Raw genomic sequence first — 26,617 nt, 5'->3', positions numbered from 1 at the left:
CGAAATCCGCTGCTTTACTGCGTAAATCGCTGCTTTCTCATGTTTGGCGGGTCCCTTTTTGACCCTGATTATCATGTTATACGTTTATAGGTCAAATGTAAAAGATATAATTCATATTATTGTATATATGATTTTTATATATTGGATACAATATATATATAATTTTGGCTATATAAAGCAACTTCCATATACTGTATGTCTACAGCATATGGAAGTTATTTTTTTATGTATCTGCAGAATTACTTATCTCCGTGTTCTTTGAGATATTCTGCTTTTCCCATCTCGTACAGATTATTACCTTCTGAGTCAATGATGACTACAAGAGGCATATCCTCTACATACAATTTACGAAGTGCTTCTGCTCCCAGATCTTCATAGGCGATCAGTTCGGCCTTTTTGATGCATTTTGCAAGAAGCGCACCTGCACCGCCGATAGCTCCGAAGTATACACCATCATATTTCCTCATGGCGTCTACTACTTCCGGAAGGCGGGCACCTTTTCCGATCATTCCTCTTGCTCCCACAGACATCATTGTGGGTGCATAGGCATCCATACGTCCGCTGGTTGTAGGGCCTGCGGAGCCGATGACTGCGCCTGGTTTTGCAGGAGTTGGTCCTACATAGTAGATGGTTGCATCTGTAGGATCAAATGGAATTTTTTCCCCTTTTGCAAGGGCCTCACACATTCTCTTGTGTCCTGCATCACGTGATGTATAAATAGTACCTGTTAATAATACCTGATCACCTGCATGGAGAGTTCTTGCCAGCTCTCTAGTAAGTGGAAGTGTAATTTTCTTTCTTTCCATCTCAGATCACCTCCGATTTATGGCGGGTTACATGGCAGTTGATATTAACTGCACATGGCATACCTGCAATATGAGTCGGCATTGTTTCGATATTCAGGCCGATGGCTGTTGTCTTTCCGCCAAATCCCTGAGGTCCGATTCCAAGCTTGTTTACTTTTTCCAGCATTTCTTTCTCAAGATCAGCATAGAACGGATCCGGGTTCTGAGTATCCAGAGGTCTCATCAGTGCTTTCTTTGCAAGAAGTGCACATTTGTCAAAGGTTCCTCCGATACCAACTCCGACTACCATTGGCGGACATGGGTTGGGACCTGCGGTCTCTACTACTTCAAGGATGAAATCCTTGATTCCCTGTAATCCTGCAGATGGTTTGAACATACGGATCTGGCTCATGTTCTCACTTCCGAAGCCTTTAGGGCCTACTGTAATCTTTACCTGATCTCCGGGAACGATTTCTGTGTAGATTATAGCCGGTGTATTGTCGCCTGTGTTTCCGCGGCGTACCGGGTCTTTTACTACAGATTTTCTTAAATATCCTTTGTCGTATCCGCGGCGTACACCTTCATTGATCGCATCGGTGAGATCTCCGCCAACAAAATGTACATCCTGTCCTATTTCAAGGAATACACATGCCATTCCTGTATCCTGGCAGATCGGCACGTTCTCGTTATCTGCAATATCAAAATTCTCAATAATATTGTCAAGGATACCCTTGGCAATCTCTCCGTCTTCGCATGCGCGGCATGTTTTGATCGCACATTTTACGTCTTCCGGAAGATGTTCATTTGCTTCGATACAGAGTTTTTCGATGACATCTGTAAGTCTGCTTACTTCTACTTCACGCATTCTGGTAAGCTCCCTTCTTTCATTTGGGGATATTCACCGGGAGGTGACATATCCCTTTTGCATTATATCAAAGGCTCCCGGTACCGGTAATCCCTTATCGATACCGGGAGCTCTTTTTTACATTCTGAGTATCTTATTAGCGCTGTTCGTGACGAGCGTATTTTGGAAGCAGTAATGGAGATACCTTATCAGTATGTACGCCTGCTTTGTCCAGTTCATCTGCATATTTGTAGATATGATCCAGGTTCATTTCACCAAGCTCTACGTTCTTGCATTTTGCAGCTGCTTTTTTACCTGCATTTCTTCCGAATACGATAACATCCAGAAGAGAGTTACCCATCAGTCTGTTTCTTCCGTGGATTCCACCTGCGGCTTCTCCTGCAACTAACAGGTTTGGAATTTCTTTTGTGAATCCGTCTCCGTTAATCTCAAGACCACCGTTCTGGTAGTGAAGTGTCGGATAAATAACGATAGGAACTTTTCTCATATCAATGCCGTAGTTCATGTACATACGGAACATAGCCGGGATTCTCTTTTCGATGGTTCCTTCGCCACCGAGGATCTCGATCATCGGAGTGTCAAGCCATACACCTTTCAGTCCGCCTGGAACTTCTACGCCGCGGCCTTCTTCGCATTCACGGATAACACCGGAAGCATTTACGTCACGGGTTTCAAGCGGATGAATATAAGCTTCTCCGTTTGCATTTACAAGCTGTGCACCAACGGAACGAACTTTTTCTGTTACCAGAGCACCCATGATCTGTGATGGATAGATTGCTCCTGTTGGATGGTACTGGATAGAATCCTGATAAAGAAGGGAAGCACCAGCTCTATATCCAAGTACAAGTCCGTCTGCAGTTGCGCCATAATGGTTAGATGTCGGGAATCCCTGATAATGCATTCTTCCTGCACCACCTGTTGCGATTACAACAGTTTTGGCTCTTGCAACAGAATAATCTCCTGTTTCCATGTTAAGAAGAACTGCACCTGCAACCTGTCCTTTTTCATCTTTCAGAAGTTCAACAGCTGAAGTAAATTCAACTACCGGAATCTTAAGATTCAGAACTTCATCTCTGATGGTACGCATGATCTCAGATCCAGAATAATCCTTTGCAGCATGCATTCTCTTTCTGGAAGTACCGCCGCCGTGTGTGGTAACCATGGTTCCGTCTTCTGCTTTATCAAATTCAACACCAAGGTCATTGAGCCATTTGATGGCATCCGGAGCTTCCATTACCAGTCTCTTTACCAGTTCCGGTTTTGCAGCAAAATGTCCGCCGCCGAAGCAATCCAGATAATGCTGTACAGGAGAATCGTTCTCTTTGTCAGCTGCCTGGATACCACCTTCAGCCATCATTGTATTGGCATCACCGATACGAAGCTTTGTAACGATCATAACGTCAGCACCTGCATTATGTGCTTCGATTGCACAGGAAGAACCTGCACCGCCGCCGCCGATTACAAGTACATCTACATCATAATCAATTTTTGTAAGGTCAATTTTTTCGTTGATCAGACGGCTTGTTGAATGAAGCATTTCTGCCAGTTCCAGAGGAGCTTTCTGTCCTTTGTTTGGTCCGACTTTGATTTCTGCAAACGCGTCTGGATTATAATCCGGATGGAATTTCTCAAGAAGAGCGTCTTTCTCTTCAGCTGTCAGACGTCTTGGCTCTGTTGCCATACGCTGTGCTCTTGTAGCCTCTACCTTTTTGATGGATTCCATCATATTTTCTGGATATGGTGCATACATGTTTTACGCCCTCCCTATTTCTCAATTTCTCTGTTGTTGTAAAGTTCCTGCATGTCTGTGATTGGTTTCTGCATGATCTGCTCGATCAGATCATCATATTTACCTTCGTGGATTTCTTCTACACGTTTCTCCAGATGTTCGCTCTTAGGCGCGATATATTTACCTGTGAGACGTCTTGCCAGAAGACCTACCATCGGATGGGAAATACCGGCCGGACATCTTACAGAACAGCATCCGCAGCTTACGCAGTCGAAGGATTCCTCTGCACATTTTTCAAGTTCGCCTCTCTGTGCATATGCGATGTACTGCATTACATTTAAGTCCTGAGTACATGCTTTTGTACAGGCATTACATCCGATACAGCTGTAGATTTCCGGATAGAGTTCCATCATTACCTGCTGATTCGGTTTCAGGTCTTCGATGTTGTAGAGTCTCTTATCTGTAGGGAAGAACGGGATGCTTGCTACATACATTCCTTCCTGTACCTGTGTCTGACAGGCAAGACATGTTTTCAGCTCGTTTTCACCTTTGATTCTGTAGATTGTTGCGCAGGCTCCGCAGAATCCGTGTCTGCAGCCGCATCCTCTCTTTAATGTATAACCGGCATATTCCATGGCAGTCATAATTGTAAGTTCTGCAGGTACGCTGTATTTCTTACCGAAAAAATATACGTTTACCATATTCTTTTCCATTTGAGATTACCAGTCCTTTCTATATATATCATCTGTCGTCAGCAGCACATACAAGCTCGAATCCGCTACGCTACTTCTCGCTTGAGGGCGTTCGCCCTACAGAATGTTCTGTGAAAGAATGCTTATATGCAAGCATGACGCATTCCCTCACATCACTTTCTGCACTGCTCATTGCTTATCAATATTCTGCAGGTAATTCATCAATCTCGTCGCATCTGAATACCGGACCGTCTTTGCAGACGTATTTGGAACCGATATTGCAACGGCCGCATTTACCGATACCGCATTTCATACGAAGCTCCAGAGTTGTGTAAACCTGTTCTCTGGAGAAGCCCAGTTCTTCCAGTCCTGCAAGAACGAACTTGATCATGATCGGCGGTCCGCAGACAAGTGCTGTTTTGTTTGTATCGAATCCAATCTCTTTCAGATAAGAAGGAACGAATCCAACGTGTCCGTCCCAGCCTTCCTGTTCACGGTCGATTGTCAGATAAACATTAACTCCCTCTGCTTTCATCCAGACTTCCTGGATTTCTTTTAACTGTACCAGGTCATCTGCGGAACGGGAACCATAGAGGATATCTACTGTTCCGTAATCTGCACGGTTATCCAGTACATAGTTGATAACAGAACGAAGAGGTGCAAGTCCGATACCACCTGCGATAAACAGAAGGTTTTTACCTTTTAATTTATCTTCTACAGGGAAATGATTTCCGTATGGTCCACGGACTGTGATCTCATCTCCAACCTGAAGGCTGTGGAGATAATCGGTCAGTGCACCGCACTTCTTGATACTGAATTCCTGATATTCTTTATTTGTAGGTGAAGAAGTAATGGAAAACATACCTTCACTTACACCTGGTGCGCAGACCATTGCACACTGGCCAGGCATATGTTCAAAAAGTTTTCCTCCTTCAGGAGCGTTTACACGGAAGGTTTTAACATCCGGTGTCTCCTGACGGATATCTGTGATCACACCAACCTTCGGGATCAATGTGTCTAATGTGTAGTTTTTATGGCAGGTACATTCGCTCATTATTTTTCACCTCCCTGATTTTCAAAAGCTTTGATGACTTTTACGATATTTAAGGATGATGGGCATTTCTCAACGCAGCGGCCGCATCCTACACATGAGAACATTCCATTGTTGTTTACCGGATAGTAAACAAGTTTATGCATGAATCTCTGACGGAAACGCTGCATCTGGCTGTTACGGTTATTTCCGTGTGCCATCATGGTAAAGTCAGAGTACATACAGGAATCCCAGCAGCGGTAGCGCTGTACGCCGTGTCCTGTGTCATAATCTTTGATATCATAGCACTGGCAGGTAGGGCATACAAATGTACAGGTACCACATGCCAGACATGGTTTATAAAGTTCTTCCCATACAGGAGAATTGAAACGATCCATGTAATCTTCCTGTCCCCATCCTTCCAGAGAAAGATTAGAGTACGGAAGCTTCTCTACGATTGCGCGGATCGCAGCTTTCTCTTCTTCTACTTTTGCTTCGTCAGCATCGTTGAGAAGTTCTGCAACTGCTTTTGTAAGGGCTTCCCCTTTCTCTGTAAGAGGTTTCCAGTAAAGCTCTCCCTCGATCATCCATGTTGCAACATCTGCAACAGGGTCTGCGCAGTCAATACCGAATACTTTACAGAAACAGCTTTCTTCCGGCTCATGGCATGCAAGTGCTACAATCGTACCATGATCTCTTCTGGCGGCATAGAAAGTATCGATCGGATCACTTAAGAATACGTTATCCAGTACTTTTACACCCTGGATATCGCAGGCTTTCATTCCGAACACAACAAAGTTCTTTTCCTGTAATGCCTGTGGCTCAATGGAGATATTCTTCTCCTCTTTCTTACAGGTGTAGAGGTTTTCACTCTGTGGAAAAAAAGCATCTTTTGGTGATTTTACAGTTTTTAAAGTATCAAGACAAACTTCTGCATCTTCGCTCCATGCTTTGAAGTTTACCTGATCACTGACTTTGACCGGTAAATATAAATCCTGATCTGCGGCAATCTTCTGGAATAATGCCTGCAGATTCTCTGCTGCTATCTTATACATACATTATCCCCTTTCTGCCACGATACTCGGCTCAACATCTTCAAATGTAAAGTTTGTAAGAGGTCCCTTGGATGTTGAATCCTCTCCTGCCTGATATTCACCATAGAATGTATCAATATCTTTGATAAATTTACGATTGAACAGGTGAAGCGGAATTCCCTGAGGACATACTCTGCTGCATTCGCCGCAGTCTGTACATCTTCCTGCCACATGGAATGCACGGATGATATGGAACATCTTCTCTTCGAAAGAGTCCACGTTTGCTTTCTGCGCACTGTCAAACTTATTGCTGTCGAATACACATTTACGGCAGCTGCATGCAGGACAGACATTACGGCAGGCATTGCAGCGGATACATTTGCTTAACTGGCTCTGGAAGAATGCAAATTTTTCTTCCGGGCTCATTGCTTCGATCTTCTCTACTTCTGCAAAACGATCTGCATCTTTTGTGTCTTTGGACTCACCGATAAGTTCATCATAAATCTTATGTTCTTTTCCTTTACATACATGACATCTTTCAAGCATTGCATCTTTGTATGCACAGGTCTTCTCACCATAGATTGTCTGAATAGTCAGTGTTTCTGCCTCATCTGTGATCTCTGCACCGGAAATGCTTTCGATACCTTTGATTCCCTGTTTGCGGATTCTCTCGATATCCAGTTTTCCTTTACATCCAACACCAATGATATAAGCTTTCTCACGGTCTACACGATGCTCTTTGATCAGCTGATTAAAGCTGTATGTATCACATGGTTTTAAACAAACCAGTGTCTTGCCTTCCAGTTTGGAAGCTTCGATCATATATTTGCTTAAGTTTGCACCGCAGAATCCGTTATATACAAAATCTTTCAGAGATTCTTCTGTTTCAAAGTAAGCCGGTTCCGGATTGTAAGGCAGATCTCCGGCTTTCCATCCTAGAACTCTTGCAACTGTACCGTCAGCAAGCAGTTCTTTTGCACGATTTATCAGCTCCTGCATCTTAAATCCTCCAATCTTACGTTCTTACCGAGTGAATGGATCTTCTCTACAAACTCATTCATAGTCTGGGAGAATTTCACACCTTCAGCAGCGGAAACCCATTCTACTCGTGTTCTTCCGTTTTCCACACCGATGTAGTCCAGCATGGAGAAAAGAAGTGTCATACGTCTTCTTGCATAGTAGTTACCTGTGCTGTAATGACAGTCTCCAGGATGACATCCACACATGATCACACCGTCAGCACCTTTCTCAAAAGCACGGAGGATGAACATTGGATTGACACGGCAGGAACATGGAACACGGATGATCTTTACGTCAGCCGGGTAAGAAAGACGGCTGCTTCCTGCAAGGTCTGCACCTGCGTAACTACACCAGTTACAGCAGAATGCTACAATCTTAGGTCTGAATTCTTCGTTTGTTTCTATCGACATATTGCATCTACCTCCGCGATAATCTGTCTGTTGGAAAAGCCTTGCAGATCCATAGCACCAGACGGGCAGGCTACTGTACAAGCGCCGCATCCCTGGCAAAGTGCTGTATTTACAACGGCTACTCTTCTTGTTTCACGGATACCGTGGTCATTTACCTGTTTATCCTCATAGGAAATTGCTCCATATGGGCAGACATTTGCACATGTAGAACATCCGTTACATAATAGTTCATCGGATTTTGCTGTACATGGGTTAGTTGTCAGTTTATCTTTTGCAAGAAGACCGATTGCCTTAACTGCTGCAGCACCGGCCTGTGCAACTGTCTCCGGAATATCCTTCGGTCCCTGGCATACACCGGAAAGAAAGATACCTGCTGTAGGAGATTCTACAGGGCGAAGCTTTGCATGAGCTTCTGTGAGGAAGTTATTTGTGTCAATACTTGCCGTAAGCATGGTAGCGATCTTACGAACATCCGGGTTCGGTTCAATAGCTGTTGCAAGAACGACCATATCTGCTTTCTTAAGGATTTGTTTGTTGTCGATCAGGTCAGATCCCTGTACAAGAAGGCTTCCGTCCGGCTGAGGAATGACTTTTCCTACCTGGCCTTTGATGTAGTTTACACCGTACTGCTCTACAGCTCTTCTGTAGAACTCATCGAAGTTCTTACCAGGGGTACGCACATCAATATAGAAGACTGTTACATTTGTATCCGGATATTTATCACGAATCAGCATTGCATGTTTTGCTGTGTACATACAGCAGATCTTGGAGCAGTATGGCTTTCCTCTGTCATCGGAACATCTGCTTCCCACACACTGGATAAATACCAGCTCTTTCGGAGCCTTTCCGTCGGAAAGACGCTCTAAGTGTCCTTTTGTAGGACCTGCTGCGTTCATAATACGTTCCAGTTCCAGAGATGTGATCACATCCTTGCTCTGGCTGTATGCATATTCATCGTATTTGTCAAGTTTGATGATATCAAAACCTGTAGCAACTACAATGGCACCATATTTCTGTGTTACGATCTCGTCCTGCTGATCGTATTCAATGGCTCCTGCCTGACATACTTTGGAGCAGACACCACATTTTCCTGTTTTAAATTTCAGACAGTTCTCACGGTCGATAACCGGAACATTCGGGATTGCCTGTGCAAATGGAGTGTAAATAGCAGTTCTGTTATTTAATCCTCTGTTAAATTCGTTCGGAATCTTCTTGGACGGACATTTTTCCTGGCAGACACCGCAGCCTGTACATTTGTCCATATTTACACTTCTTGCTTTCTTTCTGATATCAACGGTGAAATCACCTACGAAACCGCTGACATGTTCTACTTCACTGTATGTATAGATATTGATCTTCTCATGTGCTGCTGCCTCTACCATCTTAGGTGTGAGGATACATGCAGAACAGTCAAGTGTCGGGAATGTTTTGTCAAGCTGGGACATTCTTCCGCCGATACTTGGAGTTTTCTCTACGATATCTACTTCATATCCTGCATCTGCGATATCCAGGGCTGTCTGAATTCCGGCAATACCGCCGCCGATAATCAGGGCTCTCTTTGTAACGCGGCTCTCTCCCGGCTGAAGAGGAGCATTTAAATTCACTTTTGCGATTGCTGCTCTGGCAAGGATCACAGCTTTCTTTGTAGCCTCTTCCATATCCTTGTGAATCCAGGAACAATGCTCACGGATATTTGCGATCTCCACCATGTATGGGTTCAGACCAGCTCTTTCGGCTGCTTTTCTGAATGTTGCCTCATGCATACGTGGAGAGCATGAACAGACAACGACGCCTGTCAGTTTCTTCTCTTTGATGGCTTCCTGAATCTTAGCCTGGCCTGCTTCTGAGCACATGTACTGGTAGTCTTCTGCATGAACGACACCCGGCTCTTTGGCAGCTAATTCAACAACTTTTTTTACATCTACCGTAGCGGCGATATTACTTCCGCAATGACAGACAAATACACCAATTCTCTGCACGCTGGCTTACCTCCTGTATCTTCTGAATGCACTTACCAGAAGCTGCTGTGGCAGTTCCGGATCAAGAAGCTGTGGTATCTCATCTGCTTTCAGATAATCGCCGCCTTTTTCACGGACAACTAACTGTCTTGCTGCATCGATGATCTTTCCCGGTTTTACATCTCTTGGACAACGCTCTACGCAGGCAAAGCAGGAAAGGCATTTCCAGAGAGATTTTGAATTGACAAGTGCTTCGATATCTTCGTTTACAACATAGGATACAAACTGATGTGGCTTGATATCCATTTCATTGAATGACGGGCAGGTAGCAGAACATTTTCCACATTTCATACATTTCAGCGGATTGGTTCCCGAGATCTCTTTGATTTTCTCTGCTGCTGAATGTTCGTTTCTCATTTTGCCACCTCCTCTTTTACTCCGAGGGCTTCTGCAAGGAGCTCTGTGAAATAATATACAGGCAGTTCGCTGGAAGCGTTTTTATTTAAATTATATTTACACAATGGACAGGCTGTGATCAGCATATCTGCGCCAAAGCCTTTCGCACTGTCTTCGATCTTCTGACACATGTTCTGGGACATTTCTTTTTCTTTCAGAGAAATGTATCCGCCGCAGCATTCGTTTCTGTACGGATAGACCACCGGTTCTGCACCAAGTGCACGGATGAAATCTTCCATGATGGTCGGATTCTCAGGATCATCGAATGCCATGATCTTGCCCGGACGTAATAAAAGACATCCGTAATAAGCTCCGATTTTCTTTCCTGTAAGCGGGTTTACTACTTTCTCTTTCAGCTTGTCAAAACCGACTTTGTCGCGAAGTACTTCCAGATAATGGAGTACTGTGGTTTCCCCTTCGTATGGCTCGTCAAGCTGCATGTAATTGTTTGCTCTGGTGCGGATATCTTCCACATTTTTCATATCGTCATTGACACGTTTGATCACGTGATGACAGGCAGAGCAGATTGTTACCAGATCCTGGCCCTTTTCTTTGGCCTGATTGAGAGCACGTACGGAAGAAAGCTTCGTAGCGATCTCGTCAGTTCCCAGAGGATAAACACCTCCGCAGCACTGCCAGTCTTCGATCTCTTCCAGTTCAAACCCAAGTGCTCTGGCGCTGGCTCTGGCATATTCGTCCAGATCTTTCGCCTTGTTTCTCAGGGTACAACCCGGATAATAACTGTACTTCATACTTAACATTATCCTTTCTTAGTTGTTCAGGTAAATTCGTGTTGCAGTTAGTGCCTGCTAATCTTTGTCATTTTTTTAACAATGTATAGGCAAAAATATAAATCAAGTCTAATACAATTACTTTTTATATCTTTTTTGAGACATAGAAAATAAAAGAGTTCGCACACCCTTCCTCCGCAATTAAAGGAGTGTATCAGCTCGATTTCCGACATATATTATATCATATTGATAACATTTTAACAAGAGGTTTTTGATTTTTTTTTTGCATCAACACCTCTGCTTATCTCTTCCTGATCTAAATTAACTTTTTCAAACAGATTAAGTCATCCGCTTTTCTATTTACTCATATTACTCATAATCAGACTTTCGTTTCAGAAACCTGAAAAAACAATGCCTTTTTCCATTTCTGTTTTAATTCATAACAGTCAAAACTCCTTTGCCTCCGCTGCAAGATGGAATTTTGACTCATGAATAAAAAAGGAGTAAACAGTAACTTTCTGTTATCCGGAAGAGTGAGGTGACTTTCTCACTCTCCCGGATCATTCGTCTGATTTATGATTAATCAAGGTCAATCTGAGCAATAATTTCTTTGAGTGCATCCGCACTCTTCTGAAGCTGTTCGATTTCAGCTTTGTTCATTCTCATTGGAACTTTACCCTGCACACCGTTTGGTCCTACCAGAGTTAAAGTACTTAAGCATACATCTTCAATTCCATATTCTCCATGCATCATGGTAGAAACTGTGGAAATAGATTCGGAAGAAGATACCAGCAGGCTGCAAAGTTTGCATACAGAGGAAGATACTGCATAGAAAGTTGCACCTTTCTTGGAGATGATCTCGCCGCCGGATTTCTGTACATACTGAAGCATTGCTTCTTTGTCGATCGGCTCGATATCTTTTCCGAGCTTTTTCTCCAGTTCATAGTATTCATCCACACTTACACCGGAAATATAAGCTCCGGACCATGGAATAAAGGATGTATCGCCATGTTCACCAAATACATAAGCATGGATGTTACTCTGTGCAATCTGGAAGTGCTCGGATAATCCGCAACGCAGACGTGCAGAGTCAAGGATGGTACCGGAACCAAGGATCTGGTTCTCCGGAAGTCCGGAAATCTTTGTAAATACATAAGTCATAATATCGACCGGATTGCTTACGATCAGGTAAAGAGCATTTGGTGCAGCCTTTACAATCTCCGGTGTGATGGACTTAAGGATATTTACGTTTGTCTGTGTAAGTTCAAGTCTCGTCTGTCCCGGTTTACGTGCGATACCAGATGTGATGATAACGATGTCAGAGTCTTTGGCATCTTCATAATCTCCGGCAATGATGGAAATAGGATCTCTGAAGCAGGTTCCCTGAATGATATCCAGAACTTCGCCTTCTGCTTTCTGTTTATTGATATCGATCAGAACGATTTCAGATGCAATATCCTGACTTGATAAAGTGTACGCGATGGTGGCACCGACACTGCCGGCTCCAATGATAGTAATTTTACTGCTCATAATCTTAATACTCCTTTTCTCCTAACAAAATTGACGTCTTAATGATAACACATTGTCAAAAAATTGACAAGAGCTTTTGTACAGAAATCTGAACAATTTTTTCGTTTAAATATTTGTTTGGAAGCATAAAATTGTTTGTTAGTTTGATATAATTTTCACATTTTCCTATTGGAGTAGATACTTGCACGAGCAAATACCCAACCACTGCTTATTGCTTTTTGCAATTTAAGCAGTGGTTGGGTATTTCCCTGATTTTTGATTCGGTTAAGTACAGTATCTGAAAGCTTTATCTGTCAGAATACGTGCAAAGATTAGCCCTAATGGCAACGCTGCAATAATAAGGATCGCAGACGCAAACCAGGATGCAGCTACTGATAATGACATAATACCAAGATTATAAAATCCTCTGTATAAATATAATCCCGGAACCATGATAACGATTGAGGGAACTGTTACAGATATCCTTGGATATCCGACTTTATTCTTCAGCAGGGACGCCAGAAGTCCCGCAGTAAGTGCACCAATAAATGCGGCTGCAGCAGGAGGAATATTTGCAAGGTCTACCAGTTCCAGTCTCAGAGTATTGGCAACTGCTCCTATCCCGGCTGCTGCGACTGCCAGACGAACCGGGCTGTTAAACATGATAGAGAATCCAAACACTCCGCAGAAACTTGCAAGAAGCCTGAATAAGATCCACTGCTCTGTTGACAGTAAAAGTTTTATAAAATCTACAGGTTTCAAATGCAGGATCAGTGCCATGATCCATGCTGACATAGTAGCTACCAGAATAACGATCAAAGCATAAGTCAGACGTTCTATTCCTGAACGCATATCCAGTTTTGCAAGATCAATACCACTGGTAATAAACGGAAATCCCGGTATGATAAAGAGCATTGCACAGATATATCCCGCTTCGTGCTGAACAGAAATACCAAATAATATTTCTCCAAGTTTGAGCAGACCTGCATATGCAAAACATGCCAGAGATACAGAAGACACAATACATAAGAACAATGTAAAATGGTGTTTGGTCAGTTTGCAACGGAGATAATTTCCAATTCCTGCCCCGACAAATGCACAGAACATCTCGATCGGACCGCCCCCAAGAAGGAATGTAAATCCGCAGCATGCGATCGCTGCAGCAAGTCCCAGTGCAGGCGGGGAATATAGACCATGTGTTTTTTCAATATTGTCAAGAAATGTATGCAGCTGTTCTCCTGACATATGTTTTCCTTCTTTTTCAAAGTTTCGGATAAAGTGTTCCAGACGATTTAACTTCAAAGTATTTACGCCTGTATTAGTCAGGCACAACGACTGGGTAAAACCATTTTCTCCGTCATAACATGTATATTCAATGGACATCAGACCAATATCCGCCGTACACGTAATGCCAAGTGCTTCTGCCAGTGTATTCATGGAACTTCTCACTCTCCATGCTCCGGTACCGCATGAGAGAAACATAATCCCCACACGTCCGATAACGGATGCTTTCTCTGCGATGCTGGAATCTACAACTGGTACATTTTCCCCATTTTCATCTGTATACTCATGCCAGGCAACATCCATATGGTTCTTTTTAATCACTTCCTGCGGCATTTTTCTCACTTCCTCATTCTATATTGTCAATCGGATAAAATCATCCGCTTTGCTACTTGCTTAATTTGTTAAAGCTGCAGACTGTCATTTCCTGCTTTCTCCATCATTTTCTCTCTGCATGCCAGTACGATTCCGTCAATCTCGTCTAAATGCTGCAGCATTTTTTTCTCAAATTCATGGATAGGAAGAAGAATTCCAATTTCATCATAGGGTTTATCCGGATTCTCTTTCTTCAGACCTGTTTCCTGTCCGTAGTATACCATGGCTCTTGGGGCTTCTTCCTGAATCTTCTGGAAAGCATCCCATACAACGGCATATGCCTGTGCTTCTGTCAGACCCAGTTTACAGGTGTCGGGAAGTGCATAAAGAACCAGAACACCACGTTTACGGTTATCTTTTTCTTCTGTAATGTTCAGACCTTCTGTATAGGTACGGACAAGATCATAACCATCTGCAAGATACAGCGCAGATCTGGGGGCACATTCATGATGTTCATATGTTTCCTTGAATTTTGCATATTCTCTGGCTGAAACCTTTTCTCCGGGAAGAAGTTCTCCGGCTGCATCTGTAAGGAGCACCGGGTTCTCTCCTGCTTTTCCGTGGAATTTCTTCGGGATCAGATAAGCCTCCCTTAACAGGTCAAACATACTTCTGCCGCATAATTCCAACAGCAGTGCACTGATATCACCGTTCTGGTACGCATGAAACAATACCTGCAGGAAATGATCTCTGTCATTATCTGTCAGACGATGGTCGTCATCTATATGGTCATAAAAAACTCCGCTTAATCGTCCGGATGCTTCCGGCGAAGCCAAAATTTTAGAAAAAATTGTTTCTACTGCTTCTTCTCTTGGCAAAACTGTACTCATAATTAACTTCCCCTTTCTGATAATGTTAGATTCTTTTTCTCGGTTCTCATTATAGTCTTGCTTTTTGTAATGTCAATGTGAAAAGAGGAGATTTGCTGATATCAATTTTGCATAGATGCAAGCTAAAAATTATATAAAAAAGACATTCCATACATGACACTGGGGTAGAATGTCTTTTTTCATAACTTGCATAAGTTTTTTGAAGTTACTCTCTATATACACAATGGAAGCCATTTTTCGATTACGCACTGATGTGCTTTTTCTTTTTTATCATAATTGATTCCAACCAGCAAAATATCCCCTGTATACTGCTCCAATGACTCCGGATATTTGCGTTCTTTTATCTGATCCAGGGCAGTTTCTACGTTTTTGTTCCATTTCAGCTCCACAAGTAATGCCGGATAATAATCTTTGTACAGTGGTTTGGGGATGAAAACGAAATCTGCGAAGCCTCTTCCTGTTGGGAGTTCCCGGATTGGTTTGAAATAATATTTTATTGCACTCAGGTACGCAATACTGAGTACGCTACTCAGGGAATTCTCGTTATTGTACTGAATCACTGATGTGTATTCTGCATGGATTTTCTCTATCTGTTCAGCAACTGTTTCTGCATCCATTTCCCAGGTGGCCTCCAGTAGCTTTTCGGATTCCTGCTGGAATTCGATCAGTTCGTTCCATTTATTTCGTTTGGTGGCAGCACGAAATTCCTGACGGATTTCTTCATTGGGAATGTAAGCTCTCTGGGTTCTCTGGTCGTAGGCAAGGTAACCCAGGTGGATCAGCAGAGTCAATACATCATCTTTGTCTGCGAAGCTGACCATATCATTCTGAAATTCATTGACATTTACTTCTACAGAGGAACCGGACAGCATCTCTATAATGGATGTCCGCAGACCATCAAAATCCATGTTGATCAGTGGCAGAATTGACAGATAGGTTCCTGTCTGTGACCAGTAGCTTTGAAATGTTCGCATGATTGTCAGATTTACTAACGCATTGGGATTATATACATGGTAATCTCCAAGACGGTAACCATCGTACCACCGCCTCACTTCTGCAAAATCTATCTCATATTTTTCACACAAATCGATTACTTCGTCTTCATTAAAACCGATATATGGTGTCAATGGGCCGGCATTAAGCATTGTAAACTGGGTGAAATTATTTAAGGCAGACTGAGTTTTCAATTTCTTTATCGGCAAAATTCCGGTCAGATATGCAAGTGCGATATATTTTGATGCCTCAATTCCTTTAAACATATTTCTGAGAAAATCGATATATATTTCCTGCGCTGCCTGATTATGGGCTTCATCACGGATCAGGATATCCCATTCATCAATGATTACAATAAACTGTTTTCCTAATGCAGTATTAATGCGTGCCATTGCTCCATATATAGTGCTGTTTTCCACCAGATTGACTTCAGGATAAGTCTCTCTTAATTCGGAAACAACGATATTCGTGATATATGAAATTAAATTCTCACTGGAACCTGCTGATATACAGCACCATTGTACATCAAAATGAATGACATCATATTTATTTAAATGTTCGTAAAAATCCGGACATCTGCTGATTTCCAGTCCTGAAAACATTTTTTCAGTGTCGCATCCCTTACTGTAATATGCAGTCAGCATATCTACAGTAACAGATTTCCCGAATCTGCGCGGACGACTGTTACATATAAACCTGGCATTTGTGCCCAATACTTTATTTGTATATTCCAATAATCCCGTTTTGTCTATATATACTTCTGAATTGACTGCACACTGAAATGCTGCAGCATTCGGATTTACAAACATACCCATTATCTCACCCTCCCTCTTTATTATTGATAGCTTTTCTGTCTTCTTATACAGTATCTTATAACCTCCTTGATAAATATGTTCAGGAGTTCCTGCCTTTTAGAAAACTCCTGCTAAAAATAAATAATGAAAATTAAAACATGACTTTTCTGAAAGAACAGATTCATGATCTGTATATGAATTGAGATTTGGCTGTAACTGTTGAAGCTTTAAACAGCTACAATGATTTAGATAATTAGAAAATATGCTTTGGTTTATCATAGCATACCGGAACTTATTGGGCAAGAGACAAAAAAGAATCCAATGTATAAACCTATATGTTTTATGCATCAGACTCTTTTCATTTTTGATAATTATTCTGTCAGAAGAATAAACTTATCTTCCACAGCAATTTTTATATTTCTTTCCACTTCTGCAAGGACATGGATCGTTTCTGCCTATTGCTTGATAATCTTTCGTTATCTGCACTTCAGACTTATATTTCCACTGTCAGTTTGGATCACCAGATTTCCGCCCGTTCCTTTTTGTGTGTAGGAAATATCGCAGTCGTCCTGGTCTTCCGTCTTCTTACCGGTCAGCGCATCATCAACATTGATGTCTCCCATATCAGTGTTCACCTGTATGCTCCATGTACGCATCACGTCTTCTTTACCAATAAAGCAAAGATCACCCATATCCGTTTTTACTTTCAGATTATCGAAATCGCAATTTTTAAAGAATACATCTCCTGAATCTGTCTGAACAGTTCCATTTTCGATTTCGCATTCATTCAGCAGTATGTTGCTCATATCCAATTCAATATCTGCAAGCTTCCATTTCTTACCTTCCGGCACGTAAAGAGTTACCACATTTTCATCTGTAGTAAGTGTTCCTTCACCTAAAAGACCTGACAAAAATCCGATATCAACATGATAATAAGTCTTACCATCATTGTTGTTTTCCTGAATCCTTAATTTACCATCCTTTACCTGATAATTAATTGGCTCCTTTTTCTGATCGGATGCCTGATAAGAAATATAACAGTACTGATCATCTGAACTGACTACCTGCAGATTCATATCTGTCATGGAGATGTCTACTGAGTCAAAGTCATCAAGCTTTGTTTTTTCAAGAACCATTTCATTATCGCTTTTTTTTGCAGATCCGTCCATTATGTTTAAATCTGCTGATTTCACATAGTTACTTCCACCGCTCGCAATACCGATGCCTGTCAAAACTGCACCACATACACAGCATCCGACTCCTGCCGCAAGCCATGCCTTTGCCCATCTTTTCATCGTTCTAACCTCTCTCTCTTTCTGCCTGTGATTCGGCGTACCAGCTTCGCAATCAGAATACTGCTCCATTTACATAGATATACGCACAACAGTGCACCGAGAATGCCTGCACCCATAGCCAGCAGCCCGCTTCCTGTAAGCATTGCAAAACCGCTCATGGAGAATGGAGCTGCCAGTATACCGCGGACAAGGATTTTCCCACCAATAAGCACCAGACATGCCGCAAATAAAACTACACATAACAAAATTGCAAATACACACACAACTAATGCAAGGACAACTGCCGCAAGTGCCGCCAGGAGCGGAGCTCCTACCGGTGCTGCAAATAATACCAGTAATGCAATCCATACCATGTGCTTTCCGGAACCTTTCTGTTCTGCTATGGTCTGTCCGTTTGTTTCATAATTCTGATGATCTTCTAGCTTTTTATTCAGAAGATTTGCCATCAGTTCTCTGGCAGCCTCCTTTGGCGTACCAAGTTCTTTCATCAGTTCTGCTGCACCTTCCTCATCTGTCTCCTGAAAATACTCGGTAAAATATTCCATTGCATCCTCATAATCCTGTCTCGGAAGCTTCCGCAGATATTTATGTAGCTGGTTTAAATATTCCTCTCTGCTCAACCTCTTATCCTCCCTTCAATAATTCCGTCTACCGTATCTTTGTAGACTTTCCATTCATTGCTCAGATATTCAATCTGTGCCTTGCCTTCCTCTGTAAGCGAATAGTATTTTCTCTTTCTTCCCTGATACTCCTGTGAATAAGTAGTCAGATATCCTGCATTTTGCAATTTCTTCAATATGGGGTAGAGCGTAGATTCTTTAATGTCAGCAGCCTTCTTCACTGTCTGACTAATCTCATAGCCATAAGAATCCTTGCTTTCTACCACTGACAGGATCATGTATTCAATCAATAATGCTGATACCGGAAAATACATGAAATCACCTCCTGATATATGTATAATATTTATATATATAAATTTTACATATAATATACTTCGACGCTGGCAGAATGTCAATACATATATAAAATTTTTATATATATTTTTTCGTGGAATCCAATCATTATGGTATCTCTGGCAATTTATAATAGATTGCAGATAGTATTCATTTGCCTGTCTTTTAGAGTGTGTTTGAGCAACAAAAAAAGCTCCAGACTGATCATCTGAAACTCTTTTTGACTGTTTCTATTTCTGTTCTGTCTAATTTTTTTAGGCATCTGTCGTTCTGATTATATTCTCACTTGCCAGTTTCATGGAGCTAAAATAACAGCTTGAAAGAAGTTCTTCTTCCCTGTTTTTACCACCATTCCATATAGGACCTACAGTATGGATCACATACTTACAGGGCAGATGATATGCCTTTGTAATCTTTGCTTCTCCAGTCTCACATCCGTGGAGTGTTCTGCATTCAGCAAGCAGTTCCGGGCCAGCGGCTCTGTGAATTGCACCGTCTACGCCACCACCTCCGAGAAGCGAATTGTTTGCTGCGTTTACGATTGCCTGCACATCTGTTATTTTTGTTATGTCATTTTTTATCGTCTTTATTAAATACATTTTTCTTACCTGCTTTCTAATATTGTTAAATCACCTGAAAAATCAGTATTTTTCCCTTTTATCCTCCTCTTGTTTTATCTCAGAATAGCACACTTTTCTCTATTTGCAGTCGCATAGCAGGGATATTCTCTTATGCGTCTATTAACATTAGACCATCTATCATCCCAACAGCAAGATAAAATGCTGCCATCCACCTTCTGTAATAACTGGTTTATCTGATATTTTTGTGTTAATATAAAAGCAACAGAATACATTTAAAAACAGGAAAGGTGTAAATACTATGGATATTTCAGATTTTATAAAGATAGCAAAAGATTATAATGTTCTTGGTATCAAAGTTTCAAAAGATAATGAACTTGTAGCAGAGTGGTACAGTGAACCGGAATGCAGGAGGAATATTTATTCTGCAACAAAGAGCTTCACATCCTGTGCAGTTGGATTTGCTGTTCAGGAAGGACTGATCTGTCTTAATGAAAAACTAACGGAAGCATTTGCAGGTGACTTGCCGGAACATATAGATGAGAACCTGAAAGAAGCAACTGTCCGTGATCTTCTTACCATGTGTCTTGGACAGGAGAAAGGCAGTCTGATGGGAGAACAACGACCATTATATGAAGAAGATAACTGGGTGAAAATGTCTCTGGCTATTCCCTTTAAGTATAAGCCAGGTACACATTTTGTATATAATAATGTAGGTCCCTATCTGGCAGGTATTCTTGTACAGAGACGTTCAGGCTGCGACCTGGTTTCTTACCTGACACCCAGACTTTTTTCCAACCTTGGAATAAAACGTCCTACATGGGAGACTGATCCACTTGGAAACAGTTTTGGTGCAGGCGGATTATTCCTGACCCTTTCTGAGCTTCACAAATTTGGAATGTTTTATCTTAATAAAGGTAAGTGGAATGGAAAACAGATACTGTCCGAAAAATGGATAGAAGAAAGTACAAAGGCAGCGGATGTGGGATATTATGGTTATCTTTTCTGGCGGGGTGAATATAATTCTTTCCGGGCAGATGGAAAATACTCTCAGATATCTATGATCCTGCCTCAGAAAAACGCAGTCGTTTCGTTTGTTTCAGAATGCCGCAGGGGAGAAGAACTTCTGAGGGCAGTTTATGAGCTTGTCTGCGCAAAACTGTAATATCTTTTCCTGAAATTTATAATCTGCATTCCCACAAACATTATTGTGGTAAAATCAGAATAACAAAAAGCCTTTTTATGGTAAATATTATTTCACTGGTATTTATGGAATTGCAGAAGCAGATTTTAGGAAAGGACGAAAAGACAGGATTGCCTATGAAAAAATTCTCTCTTGTTACATCATTATTTCTTTTAGTAATGATTTTACTTAGCGGAAAACCTATAGACTGCCAGGCAAAAGATATTTCCTGGACTGTTACCCAATATGGAAGTGACAATGATTCTGCGCAATCTATGTTCTATACTGTCAAGGGCAGCAACGGCAGGCTATTTGTCATAGACGGAGGCTGGGCATCAAATGAAGCACGCGTCAGAAAAGTAATCAGAAAGAATGGCGGCAAAGTTGACGGATGGATTATTACTCATCCTCATCCAGATCATGTTGGGGCTTTTAACAAAATAAAATCAAACCCACAGGGAATTAAAATCGGATATGTTCTGGCTCCAAAGATCAATGCTGAACGATATAATACATACAAATACTATTGGGATGAATATCCCGTTTTCACTGAATTCATGAGTTTAGTATCTAACTATCCCAAAATCAAATGGATTAAGCCAGGAAAGACCATGAGATTGTATGGACTTAACATGAAATTTTTCAACAGCTACAGTAATGATATTAATGATACCACAAAAGACATTTGCAATGGCTCCTCCCTGGTATTCAAAATATATGGCAAAAAGACAAGTATGCTTTTTACCGGAGATATTATTTCCCCAAATGGGAAAAGGTTAATGAAAGAATACGGATCAGAATTGAAAGCAACTTATCTGCAGGCTCCTCATCATGGAAACAATAGAGGGCGGAAATCTTTCTTTACATATATCCATCCAAAAGTTACCTTTATTGATGCGCAGGCTTCATTAAGAAACAGCAATGCAGCTATTCAGGAAAACATACATATTCTAAAAGGGCTTGGGAGCAAAATATATTCTTTTGATCACAGAAAGGGTGTGATCATACATTAAATTCCTTCCACTTATGAATCCATCAGATGTTAAGTCTACCTGTTCAGCACAGGAGAAACTACCGGTTTTCCATCTCTGTCCAACAACGGAGTCATTCCGCCCGCATATCCTGATGCATGAAATACATAGTTTACTCCCGTTTCCCTGTCCACCCAGATTTCCATTACATTCATAGTCCCCTGTGAATAAATTTTTTCGAATCTGTCATTTTTTCCCATATAAACACTCTCCAGTTATAAATATTAGTTCTTCTTCTGGTTCAATACCCAGGCAAATGCTTTTGCTGTTCTCATATCCGGCTCCCGGTAATGATTACCCGAATTCCATTCCAATGTACAATCTACGCCGCATTTCTTAAGCCAATCATACCCATTCCGGATGCAGTTTCCGACCTGTGCCATAACCGAATTTCTCGTCTTTTCCTCTTTGTCACCCAGACTCAAATAAACGGTTTTGCTCCTAACCTCATGTTCCCTCATATAATCAATAAATCCAGGAAACCATACGGACGGAGATACAGCAGCAATTCCTGTAAACACATCTGTTTGGTATGCTGCCCATAGGGAAAACAGTCCTGCCAAAGAATAACCGCCAATATAATATTTCTTCTTATCTGAACAAAGCATCAATATTTTCTCCAGCGTTTTAACTGCTCCTCCACCAAAACCGCCATCCGTAAATACAGCCGGTGCCTTCCACGGCGAAAGATCATCGTTCCAGTCATCAATTTCCACTGCGATATATTTGAAATCCGCGGAAGTTAACCTATGTATTTCCATTACCTCGTTTTCTATCCATGAAAGTTCGTGTTTTCCGACAGGCTGGATCAGAACAGTGTCCGATTTTCCAAATTCATGCGTTTTCATCTGTGCCTCCATTATACTTTAATTGATATCTGTAGTATAGCACTTTACAATACTACAATCAATGTATGAAACCTCAAGACATCATACACAAAAATGAAATAACCATCAAATCAGCGGATAAAAAAGTTATACAATTCCAGGTATTCCTTTTCCGTTTCTTCAAAAGCCTGTACCGCATAATCTATTGTAATATGAATCTCCGGTGCTTCCTTTTCCTGAGGCTCATTTAACAGGTATGTAAGGTCAAACCAGAGCATATCATCATCGATTTCTTTTAATAATTGTTCCTCTTTTGCGCTTAATGGGCTCCCAAGATATTTCTGGCAGATCAGATTCAGAAGATTTTCCTCCTTCTCCTTATATCCTGCGAGGGTTTTCTTAAATGGTCTTGGCACATCAGATAAATAACATTCGCTGGCATCGTGCAGAAGGCAGGCAAATGCCACACGCCTGGAATATCCTCGCGCAAGGGCTTCTCTGGCACAGTTGATGCAATGCTGACCTACTGAGAAAAAAGTCTTTACCTGTCCGTTTCCGCGACAGATCAAAGATAAGGCATGTGCAATATCTTCGATACAGATCATATCCGGATCCGGATGTAATGGATCTATGTGTCTGCCTGTGTATGTTGTAATACAATTATTATTCATTCTCTTCCTCCTGTTCTTTTTATTTATATCAATCCCTTTGCGCTTTCCCGGCAGTACAGCAGTAAAAACTCTCCAACGACAAAAACCGGATACAATTACTGCTAACTGCACCCGGTTTTTATTAACTGTTGATATTCTGAAGCAGAGAGTTCATCTCCTGATACAGAAGTTCTTTTGTATCAGCCCCCATCACAATCGACACAAATGTTTTTCCATATGCATTCTGGGTAAGAATTGCAAGACAGTTTCCGGCTGTTGCAGTTGTTCCGGTCTTACCGCCAAGAATTGTAACATCCTTTGGAGCTGTTGCTTCACCGGTAAGATAGTGATCTGTTGCGGTAAGTGTGGTGCTTTTCTCAGTTCCGTCTGATCCCGTATAAGTTACTGTATAGGACGGCAGCTCTGTGATCTCTGTAAATTCAGGATACGTGAACGCTTCATTCAGCATCAGATAAATATCATATGGTGTTGTATAATGGTTCTCATCCTGCAGACCATGTGGATTGGAAAAATGTGTTCCTGTACATCCAAGCTTCGCAGCATAAGCATTCATCATCTGCACAAAATTCTCTGTAGTGCCACCAACATATTCCGCAATGGCAGAAGCCGCATCATTTCCGGAATAAACCAGCAGACAGTGGAGAAGCTGATCAAGTGTAACCTGATCTCCTGCCGCAAAGCCACAGACCTGTGATCCCTCTTCCAGCGTAACATTATCCTGAGTAATGGTAACTGTATCATCCAGCTTTCCACTCTGTAATGCGAGCATTGCTGTCATGATCTTAGTGATACTTGCAGGATATACTTTATCATAAATGCCCTTTGCGTACAGTACTTTATGATTGCTCAGACCAAACAGCAGTCCCTTTTGTCCATCTCCCAGGTCTGCATTATTAATGCAGTCAACATCTCCCTTTGCAGAAACACATAACTTCCGTGCAAAAGGCTCTGTCCTCATATTTTCCTTAGAAGCGAGGGCATTTGTAAAAACCTCTGAAGAATCGAAAGCCCTTTCCGGAGTTCCGAAATAATTTCCACTTAACGTATTCCATCCATAAAAAATCCCTCCGGCTACTGCCAGAATTACAAATACACTAATCAGAACTCCAAATACATGTTTTAACCGCCGGCGTTTCCTCTGATATTTTGCACGTTGCAGAGCTTTGTGCTCTTCTGTCTGTCTGGACGGCATCTGTGATTTTGGCAATTTCACTGTCCGAAGGGGAGTGGAAGGCTTGTGCTTATACGGAATTGCAGATTTGTATGGAACAGCAGATTTCTTTTCCGGTATTTTACTGGAAGATTCCTTTTTTACTCTCATAAGTAATCCTCTCTTCTGTCAATTTCTTTTTGAATAATTTCTTTATTATATGTGCTGCTCTGAAGTCCTACATTGAGTACAAGGCCCATACCAATATACAGACTTACCAGCGAAGTCAGCCCGTAACTTACAAAAGGAAGGGGAGTTCCCGTATTAGGCGCAAGACCTGTTGCAACACAGATATTGATAAAACTTTGCAGTGCGATCAGTCCTCCAATTCCACAGCAAAGAATCTTTCCTGACATATCCTTTGCCCGAAGGCTCATCCGGATACATTCAAAGGAAATCGCCAGAAGCAGCAATACGATTATCACGCATCCAATAAACCCATATTCTTCACCGGCAACAGCAAAAATAAAATCTGTCTGATTCTCTGCCACGAAGTTTCCCTTATTTACAGAAGTTGTACTGTCATCGCCGCTTAATTTCTTACCTACCAGTTCTCCCGAAGCGATAGCAGTCTTAGAGTTATTCTGCTGTTCAATATCATCCGAATATTCCTCATTTTCAGGATATAAAAAAGACATGATACGGCTTCGCTGATAGTCCTTGAGCAGCTTCTGATCCGGCTGAACTACAATTGATAAAAAGATAATCAGCAATGGAACTGCGATAAGCAACGCTCCGCCGATAATCTTATAGCTTAAACCGGCAATATAGATCATAATACAGAAAATAACCACAACTGTAATTGTGTTTTTCAGATCCGGCTGTTCCAGGATCAGAAACAGAGGTACTGCAAGCAATACGCCGGATAATACCAGAGTTTTAGGCGTATTTAATGTTTCTTCATGATCCATGAAAAATTTTGCAAAGAAAACGATCAGAATGATCTTTGATAATTCCGTCGGCTGAAATCGAAAAGAACCGATACCGATCCATCTGGCGGCACCATTGGCACTGTCACCTGCAATTCGCACAACAACCAGCATGATAATATTGAATCCATACATGATCCACTGAAAGTTCATGATCCATGAATAGTCCAGTAAAGAAAGGATCAGCATGATAATAAGTCCAAGTACTACTCCGGCAAACTGCTTTGACTTCAGGTCCGATGCTGCTGTTCCCACCAGTGTAACTCCTATCAGGCTGATCGCCAGCAGAAAAATAATTAGTCTGAAATTGTAAAATCTTAATTTATATTGCTTTAACATAATTTATCTGTCCTTTTTAGTAACTGTGAAGAAACCAAACGGTTATCCTTTTTGTTCAAAACAGGAATATACGCGTGGAGCACTGCCGGCTCCTGCGTTATCTGGATTTTTATCTGTTCTTCATCAATGGTAAGGTATTTTTTTACGGTATGTATCATATCATTCCGTAACATTTTCATCATCTGTGGAGAGCAGTCGATACGCTCCGAGATCAGAAGGAGTTTCATGCGGTCTCTTGCGTATCCGGCTGAACGCTTCTTTTCTTTAAAAAAAGCTTTCACACAGATTCCCCCTTATAAAGCTGACTACTTTTTGAAAAAGTTACCTATCTTTCTTAACAGACCCTGCTTTCTGTTGATATCTGCAAAGGGGATTTCTTCACCCAGAATACGTTTGCAGATATTCATATATTCCTCTTCTGCCTGGGAAGATTTTCCCGAAAGAGGTTCCCCCTGATTTGTTGCAATCACAATCTGTTCATCATCCAGAATAGTTCCGATCAGATCAACAGCAAGGATTTCCGTTACATCATCCACGGACATCATATCACCTCTTGCAATCATGTCCGGCCGCAGGCGGTTGATGATCAGTCGAATATCCCTGATCTCATTGGCTTCCAGAAGTCCGATAATCCTGTCTGCATCCCGGATTGCGGAAACCTCTGGTGTTGTAACTACCAGTGCCTTATCAGCACCTGCAATTGCATTTTTAAATCCCTGTTCAATTCCTGCCGGACAGTCCAGAAGAATATAATCAAACTGTTCTCTCAGATCATCAGTCAGTTTGATCATCTGTTCCGGGGACACAGCAGATTTGTCTTTTGTCTGTGCAGATGGCAGAAGACACAAGTCCGGATGCCTTTTATCCTTAATCAGAGCCTGACGTAGACGACAGCTTCCGTTGATTACATCCACCAGATTATAGACGATCCTGTTCTCCAGTCCCAGAACAACGTCCAGGTTCCGCAGGCCTATATCTGTGTCTACCACAACAACCTTTTTGCCCAGCATAGCCAGACCTGTCCCGATATTGGCAACCGTCGTGGTCTTTCCCACTCCGCCTTTACCGGAAGTAATCACGATGACTTCACTCATAGTTACAATTTCCTC

Annotated in this window: 28 protein-coding genes and 1 pseudogene; 2 read left to right on the top strand and 27 right to left on the bottom strand. The window is 41.7% G+C overall.

Features of this window, described 5'->3' with window-relative positions; all coding sequences use genetic code 11:
* Positions 1–239: 239 nt before the first annotated feature.
* The 20 genes and pseudogenes from G4417_RS05550 to G4417_RS05455 all read right to left on the bottom strand — a co-directional run.
* Positions 240–806, bottom strand: coding sequence for a Fe-S-containing hydro-lyase (locus G4417_RS05550; protein WP_173682908.1), 567 nt, complete (start codon positions 804–806; stop codon positions 240–242).
* Between the two features lies 1 nt (position 807).
* A complete protein-coding gene (locus G4417_RS05545; RefSeq protein ID WP_173682907.1) occupies positions 808–1,650 on the bottom strand; it encodes a fumarate hydratase in 843 nt (280 codons plus the stop codon).
* Positions 1,651–1,786: 136 nt separating this feature from the next.
* A complete protein-coding gene (locus tag G4417_RS05540) occupies positions 1,787–3,400 on the bottom strand; it encodes an FAD-dependent oxidoreductase (RefSeq protein ID WP_008703030.1) in 1,614 nt (537 codons plus the stop codon).
* A 14-nt stretch (positions 3,401–3,414) separates the two neighbouring features.
* Positions 3,415–4,092 (bottom strand): 2Fe-2S iron-sulfur cluster-binding protein, encoded by a 678-nt coding sequence (locus tag G4417_RS05535; RefSeq protein ID WP_008703029.1) that lies wholly within the window; start codon positions 4,090–4,092, stop codon positions 3,415–3,417.
* Between the two features lie 178 nt (positions 4,093–4,270).
* Positions 4,271–5,125: an FAD/NAD(P)-binding protein gene (locus tag G4417_RS05530; RefSeq protein WP_022380684.1), complete on the bottom strand. Its 855-nt coding sequence runs from the start codon at positions 5,123–5,125 to the stop codon at positions 4,271–4,273.
* Positions 5,125–6,156 (bottom strand): 4Fe-4S dicluster domain-containing protein, encoded by a 1,032-nt coding sequence (locus G4417_RS05525; protein WP_008703028.1) that lies wholly within the window; start codon positions 6,154–6,156, stop codon positions 5,125–5,127. The genes G4417_RS05530 and G4417_RS05525 overlap by 1 nt, the downstream gene beginning before the upstream one ends.
* A gap of 3 nt (positions 6,157–6,159) precedes the next feature.
* Positions 6,160–7,134 carry a 4Fe-4S dicluster domain-containing protein gene (locus G4417_RS05520; protein WP_022380682.1) on the bottom strand — a complete coding sequence of 325 codons (975 nt, stop codon included), beginning with the start codon at positions 7,132–7,134 and terminating at the stop codon, positions 6,160–6,162.
* Positions 7,122–7,565 carry a hydrogenase iron-sulfur subunit gene (locus tag G4417_RS05515; RefSeq protein WP_008703025.1) on the bottom strand — a complete coding sequence of 148 codons (444 nt, stop codon included), beginning with the start codon at positions 7,563–7,565 and terminating at the stop codon, positions 7,122–7,124. The genes G4417_RS05520 and G4417_RS05515 overlap by 13 nt, the downstream gene beginning before the upstream one ends.
* Positions 7,556–9,544, bottom strand: a complete 1,989-nt coding sequence (locus G4417_RS05510; RefSeq protein ID WP_173682906.1) for a 4Fe-4S binding protein — start codon at positions 9,542–9,544, stop codon at positions 7,556–7,558. The genes G4417_RS05515 and G4417_RS05510 overlap by 10 nt, the downstream gene beginning before the upstream one ends.
* 6 nt (positions 9,545–9,550) lie before the next feature.
* Positions 9,551–9,940, bottom strand: coding sequence for a 4Fe-4S dicluster domain-containing protein (locus G4417_RS05505; protein WP_173682905.1), 390 nt, complete (start codon positions 9,938–9,940; stop codon positions 9,551–9,553).
* A complete protein-coding gene (locus G4417_RS05500; RefSeq protein ID WP_119233631.1) occupies positions 9,937–10,731 on the bottom strand; it encodes a CoB--CoM heterodisulfide reductase iron-sulfur subunit B family protein in 795 nt (264 codons plus the stop codon). Before G4417_RS05500 ends, G4417_RS05505 begins: the two co-directional genes overlap by 4 nt.
* 558 nt (positions 10,732–11,289) lie before the next feature.
* Positions 11,290–12,240 carry an L-lactate dehydrogenase gene (locus G4417_RS05495; RefSeq protein ID WP_055149641.1) on the bottom strand — a complete coding sequence of 317 codons (951 nt, stop codon included), beginning with the start codon at positions 12,238–12,240 and terminating at the stop codon, positions 11,290–11,292.
* 264 nt (positions 12,241–12,504) lie between these two features.
* The gene (locus G4417_RS05490) at positions 12,505–13,836 is read right to left on the bottom strand and encodes a threonine/serine ThrE exporter family protein (RefSeq protein WP_173682904.1); all 1,332 of its coding nucleotides are present in this window, start codon (positions 13,834–13,836) and stop codon (positions 12,505–12,507) included.
* A gap of 68 nt (positions 13,837–13,904) precedes the next feature.
* Positions 13,905–14,705: a DUF4866 domain-containing protein gene (locus tag G4417_RS05485; RefSeq protein ID WP_118566081.1), complete on the bottom strand. Its 801-nt coding sequence runs from the start codon at positions 14,703–14,705 to the stop codon at positions 13,905–13,907.
* A gap of 212 nt (positions 14,706–14,917) precedes the next feature.
* Complete coding sequence (locus tag G4417_RS05480) at positions 14,918–16,513, bottom strand: AAA family ATPase (protein WP_173682903.1); 1,596 nt, start codon at positions 16,511–16,513, stop codon at positions 14,918–14,920.
* A gap of 372 nt (positions 16,514–16,885) precedes the next feature.
* Entirely contained in the window at positions 16,886–16,978 is a 93-nt protein-coding gene (locus tag G4417_RS17485) for an SEC-C metal-binding domain-containing protein (protein ID WP_173682902.1), read from the bottom strand.
* Positions 16,969–17,787 (bottom strand): DUF4097 family beta strand repeat-containing protein, encoded by an 819-nt coding sequence (locus tag G4417_RS05470; RefSeq protein ID WP_173682901.1) that lies wholly within the window; start codon positions 17,785–17,787, stop codon positions 16,969–16,971. Before G4417_RS05470 ends, G4417_RS17485 begins: the two co-directional genes overlap by 10 nt.
* A complete protein-coding gene (locus G4417_RS05465) occupies positions 17,784–18,407 on the bottom strand; it encodes a DUF1700 domain-containing protein (protein ID WP_173682900.1) in 624 nt (207 codons plus the stop codon). The genes G4417_RS05470 and G4417_RS05465 overlap by 4 nt, the downstream gene beginning before the upstream one ends.
* Positions 18,404–18,721: a PadR family transcriptional regulator gene (locus tag G4417_RS05460; protein WP_173682899.1), complete on the bottom strand. Its 318-nt coding sequence runs from the start codon at positions 18,719–18,721 to the stop codon at positions 18,404–18,406. Before G4417_RS05460 ends, G4417_RS05465 begins: the two co-directional genes overlap by 4 nt.
* Positions 18,722–19,006: 285 nt before the next feature.
* A pseudogene (locus tag G4417_RS05455) lies at positions 19,007–19,339 on the bottom strand (macro domain-containing protein); the annotation flags it as partial.
* 280 nt (positions 19,340–19,619) lie between these two features.
* On the opposite strand from G4417_RS05455, the gene G4417_RS05450 reads away from it, so the two are divergent.
* A complete protein-coding gene (locus G4417_RS05450) occupies positions 19,620–20,483 on the top strand; it encodes a serine hydrolase domain-containing protein (protein ID WP_173682898.1) in 864 nt (287 codons plus the stop codon).
* Positions 20,484–20,560: 77 nt separating this feature from the next.
* Positions 20,561–21,514: a ComEC/Rec2 family competence protein gene (locus G4417_RS05445; RefSeq protein ID WP_173682897.1), complete on the top strand. Its 954-nt coding sequence runs from the start codon at positions 20,561–20,563 to the stop codon at positions 21,512–21,514.
* 35 nt (positions 21,515–21,549) lie between these two features.
* Here the strand turns inward: G4417_RS05445 and G4417_RS05440 are convergent, their stop codons facing one another.
* From G4417_RS05440 to minD, 7 genes are all read right to left on the bottom strand, one after another.
* Positions 21,550–21,732 (bottom strand): DUF6440 family protein, encoded by a 183-nt coding sequence (locus G4417_RS05440; protein WP_173682896.1) that lies wholly within the window; start codon positions 21,730–21,732, stop codon positions 21,550–21,552.
* A 24-nt stretch (positions 21,733–21,756) separates the two neighbouring features.
* A complete protein-coding gene (locus tag G4417_RS05435; RefSeq protein WP_173682895.1) occupies positions 21,757–22,380 on the bottom strand; it encodes an esterase in 624 nt (207 codons plus the stop codon).
* Between the two features lie 110 nt (positions 22,381–22,490).
* The gene (locus G4417_RS05430) at positions 22,491–23,030 is read right to left on the bottom strand and encodes a hypothetical protein (RefSeq protein ID WP_173682894.1); all 540 of its coding nucleotides are present in this window, start codon (positions 23,028–23,030) and stop codon (positions 22,491–22,493) included.
* A gap of 121 nt (positions 23,031–23,151) precedes the next feature.
* The gene (locus G4417_RS05425) at positions 23,152–24,351 is read right to left on the bottom strand and encodes a D-alanyl-D-alanine carboxypeptidase family protein (RefSeq protein WP_330598168.1); all 1,200 of its coding nucleotides are present in this window, start codon (positions 24,349–24,351) and stop codon (positions 23,152–23,154) included.
* The gene (locus tag G4417_RS05420) at positions 24,348–25,508 is read right to left on the bottom strand and encodes an FtsW/RodA/SpoVE family cell cycle protein (RefSeq protein ID WP_173682893.1); all 1,161 of its coding nucleotides are present in this window, start codon (positions 25,506–25,508) and stop codon (positions 24,348–24,350) included. Before G4417_RS05420 ends, G4417_RS05425 begins: the two co-directional genes overlap by 4 nt.
* Complete coding sequence (gene minE, locus G4417_RS05415; RefSeq protein ID WP_173682892.1) at positions 25,502–25,789, bottom strand: cell division topological specificity factor MinE; 288 nt, start codon at positions 25,787–25,789, stop codon at positions 25,502–25,504. Before minE ends, G4417_RS05420 begins: the two co-directional genes overlap by 7 nt.
* A 24-nt stretch (positions 25,790–25,813) precedes the next feature.
* Positions 25,814–26,602 (bottom strand): septum site-determining protein MinD, encoded by a 789-nt coding sequence (gene minD / locus G4417_RS05410; RefSeq protein WP_173682891.1) that lies wholly within the window; start codon positions 26,600–26,602, stop codon positions 25,814–25,816.
* Positions 26,603–26,617: the final 15 nt, after the last annotated feature.

This window comes from Blautia wexlerae, assembly GCF_013300825.1.
In the GTDB taxonomy this organism is placed as follows: Bacteria; Bacillota; Clostridia; order Lachnospirales; family Lachnospiraceae; genus Blautia_A; species Blautia_A wexlerae_B.
The sequence above is the reverse complement of the archived record's forward strand: the minus strand, read 5'-3'. Positions and strand labels throughout refer to the sequence as shown.

What these genes read in the sequence shown, in the direction of transcription:
- G4417_RS05470 (WP_173682901.1), bottom strand. Translation starts at nt 17,787, where the DNA reads ATGAAAAGATGGGCAAAGGCATGGCTTGCGGCAGGAGTCGGATGCTGT.
- G4417_RS05505 (WP_173682905.1), bottom strand. Translation starts at nt 9,940, where the DNA reads ATGAGAAACGAACATTCAGCAGCAGAGAAAATCAAAGAGATCTCGGGA.
- G4417_RS05425 (WP_330598168.1), bottom strand. Translation starts at nt 24,351, where the DNA reads ATGAGAGTAAAAAAGGAATCTTCCAGTAAAATACCGGAAAAGAAATCT.
- G4417_RS05525 (WP_008703028.1), bottom strand. Translation starts at nt 6,156, where the DNA reads ATGTATAAGATAGCAGCAGAGAATCTGCAGGCATTATTCCAGAAGATT.
- G4417_RS05440 (WP_173682896.1), bottom strand. Translation starts at nt 21,732, where the DNA reads ATGGGAAAAAATGACAGATTCGAAAAAATTTATTCACAGGGGACTATG.
- G4417_RS05540 (WP_008703030.1), bottom strand. Translation starts at nt 3,400, where the DNA reads ATGTATGCACCATATCCAGAAAATATGATGGAATCCATCAAAAAGGTA.
- G4417_RS05445 (WP_173682897.1), top strand. Translation starts at nt 20,561, where the DNA reads ATGGTAAATATTATTTCACTGGTATTTATGGAATTGCAGAAGCAGATT.
- G4417_RS05495 (WP_055149641.1), bottom strand. Translation starts at nt 12,240, where the DNA reads ATGAGCAGTAAAATTACTATCATTGGAGCCGGCAGTGTCGGTGCCACC.
- G4417_RS05485 (WP_118566081.1), bottom strand. Translation starts at nt 14,705, where the DNA reads ATGAGTACAGTTTTGCCAAGAGAAGAAGCAGTAGAAACAATTTTTTCT.
- G4417_RS05500 (WP_119233631.1), bottom strand. Translation starts at nt 10,731, where the DNA reads ATGAAGTACAGTTATTATCCGGGTTGTACCCTGAGAAACAAGGCGAAA.
- G4417_RS05435 (WP_173682895.1), bottom strand. Translation starts at nt 22,380, where the DNA reads ATGAAAACGCATGAATTTGGAAAATCGGACACTGTTCTGATCCAGCCT.
- G4417_RS05530 (WP_022380684.1), bottom strand. Translation starts at nt 5,125, where the DNA reads ATGAGCGAATGTACCTGCCATAAAAACTACACATTAGACACATTGATC.
- G4417_RS05535 (WP_008703029.1), bottom strand. Translation starts at nt 4,092, where the DNA reads ATGGAAAAGAATATGGTAAACGTATATTTTTTCGGTAAGAAATACAGC.
- G4417_RS05545 (WP_173682907.1), bottom strand. Translation starts at nt 1,650, where the DNA reads ATGCGTGAAGTAGAAGTAAGCAGACTTACAGATGTCATCGAAAAACTC.
- G4417_RS05490 (WP_173682904.1), bottom strand. Translation starts at nt 13,836, where the DNA reads ATGCCGCAGGAAGTGATTAAAAAGAACCATATGGATGTTGCCTGGCAT.
- G4417_RS05520 (WP_022380682.1), bottom strand. Translation starts at nt 7,134, where the DNA reads ATGCAGGAGCTGATAAATCGTGCAAAAGAACTGCTTGCTGACGGTACA.
- G4417_RS05515 (WP_008703025.1), bottom strand. Translation starts at nt 7,565, where the DNA reads ATGTCGATAGAAACAAACGAAGAATTCAGACCTAAGATTGTAGCATTC.
- G4417_RS05450 (WP_173682898.1), top strand. Translation starts at nt 19,620, where the DNA reads ATGGATATTTCAGATTTTATAAAGATAGCAAAAGATTATAATGTTCTT.
- minD (WP_173682891.1), bottom strand. Translation starts at nt 26,602, where the DNA reads ATGAGTGAAGTCATCGTGATTACTTCCGGTAAAGGCGGAGTGGGAAAG.
- G4417_RS05480 (WP_173682903.1), bottom strand. Translation starts at nt 16,513, where the DNA reads ATGGGTATGTTTGTAAATCCGAATGCTGCAGCATTTCAGTGTGCAGTC.
- G4417_RS05430 (WP_173682894.1), bottom strand. Translation starts at nt 23,030, where the DNA reads ATGAATAATAATTGTATTACAACATACACAGGCAGACACATAGATCCA.
- G4417_RS05460 (WP_173682899.1), bottom strand. Translation starts at nt 18,721, where the DNA reads ATGTATTTTCCGGTATCAGCATTATTGATTGAATACATGATCCTGTCA.
- G4417_RS05420 (WP_173682893.1), bottom strand. Translation starts at nt 25,508, where the DNA reads ATGTTAAAGCAATATAAATTAAGATTTTACAATTTCAGACTAATTATT.
- G4417_RS05550 (WP_173682908.1), bottom strand. Translation starts at nt 806, where the DNA reads ATGGAAAGAAAGAAAATTACACTTCCACTTACTAGAGAGCTGGCAAGA.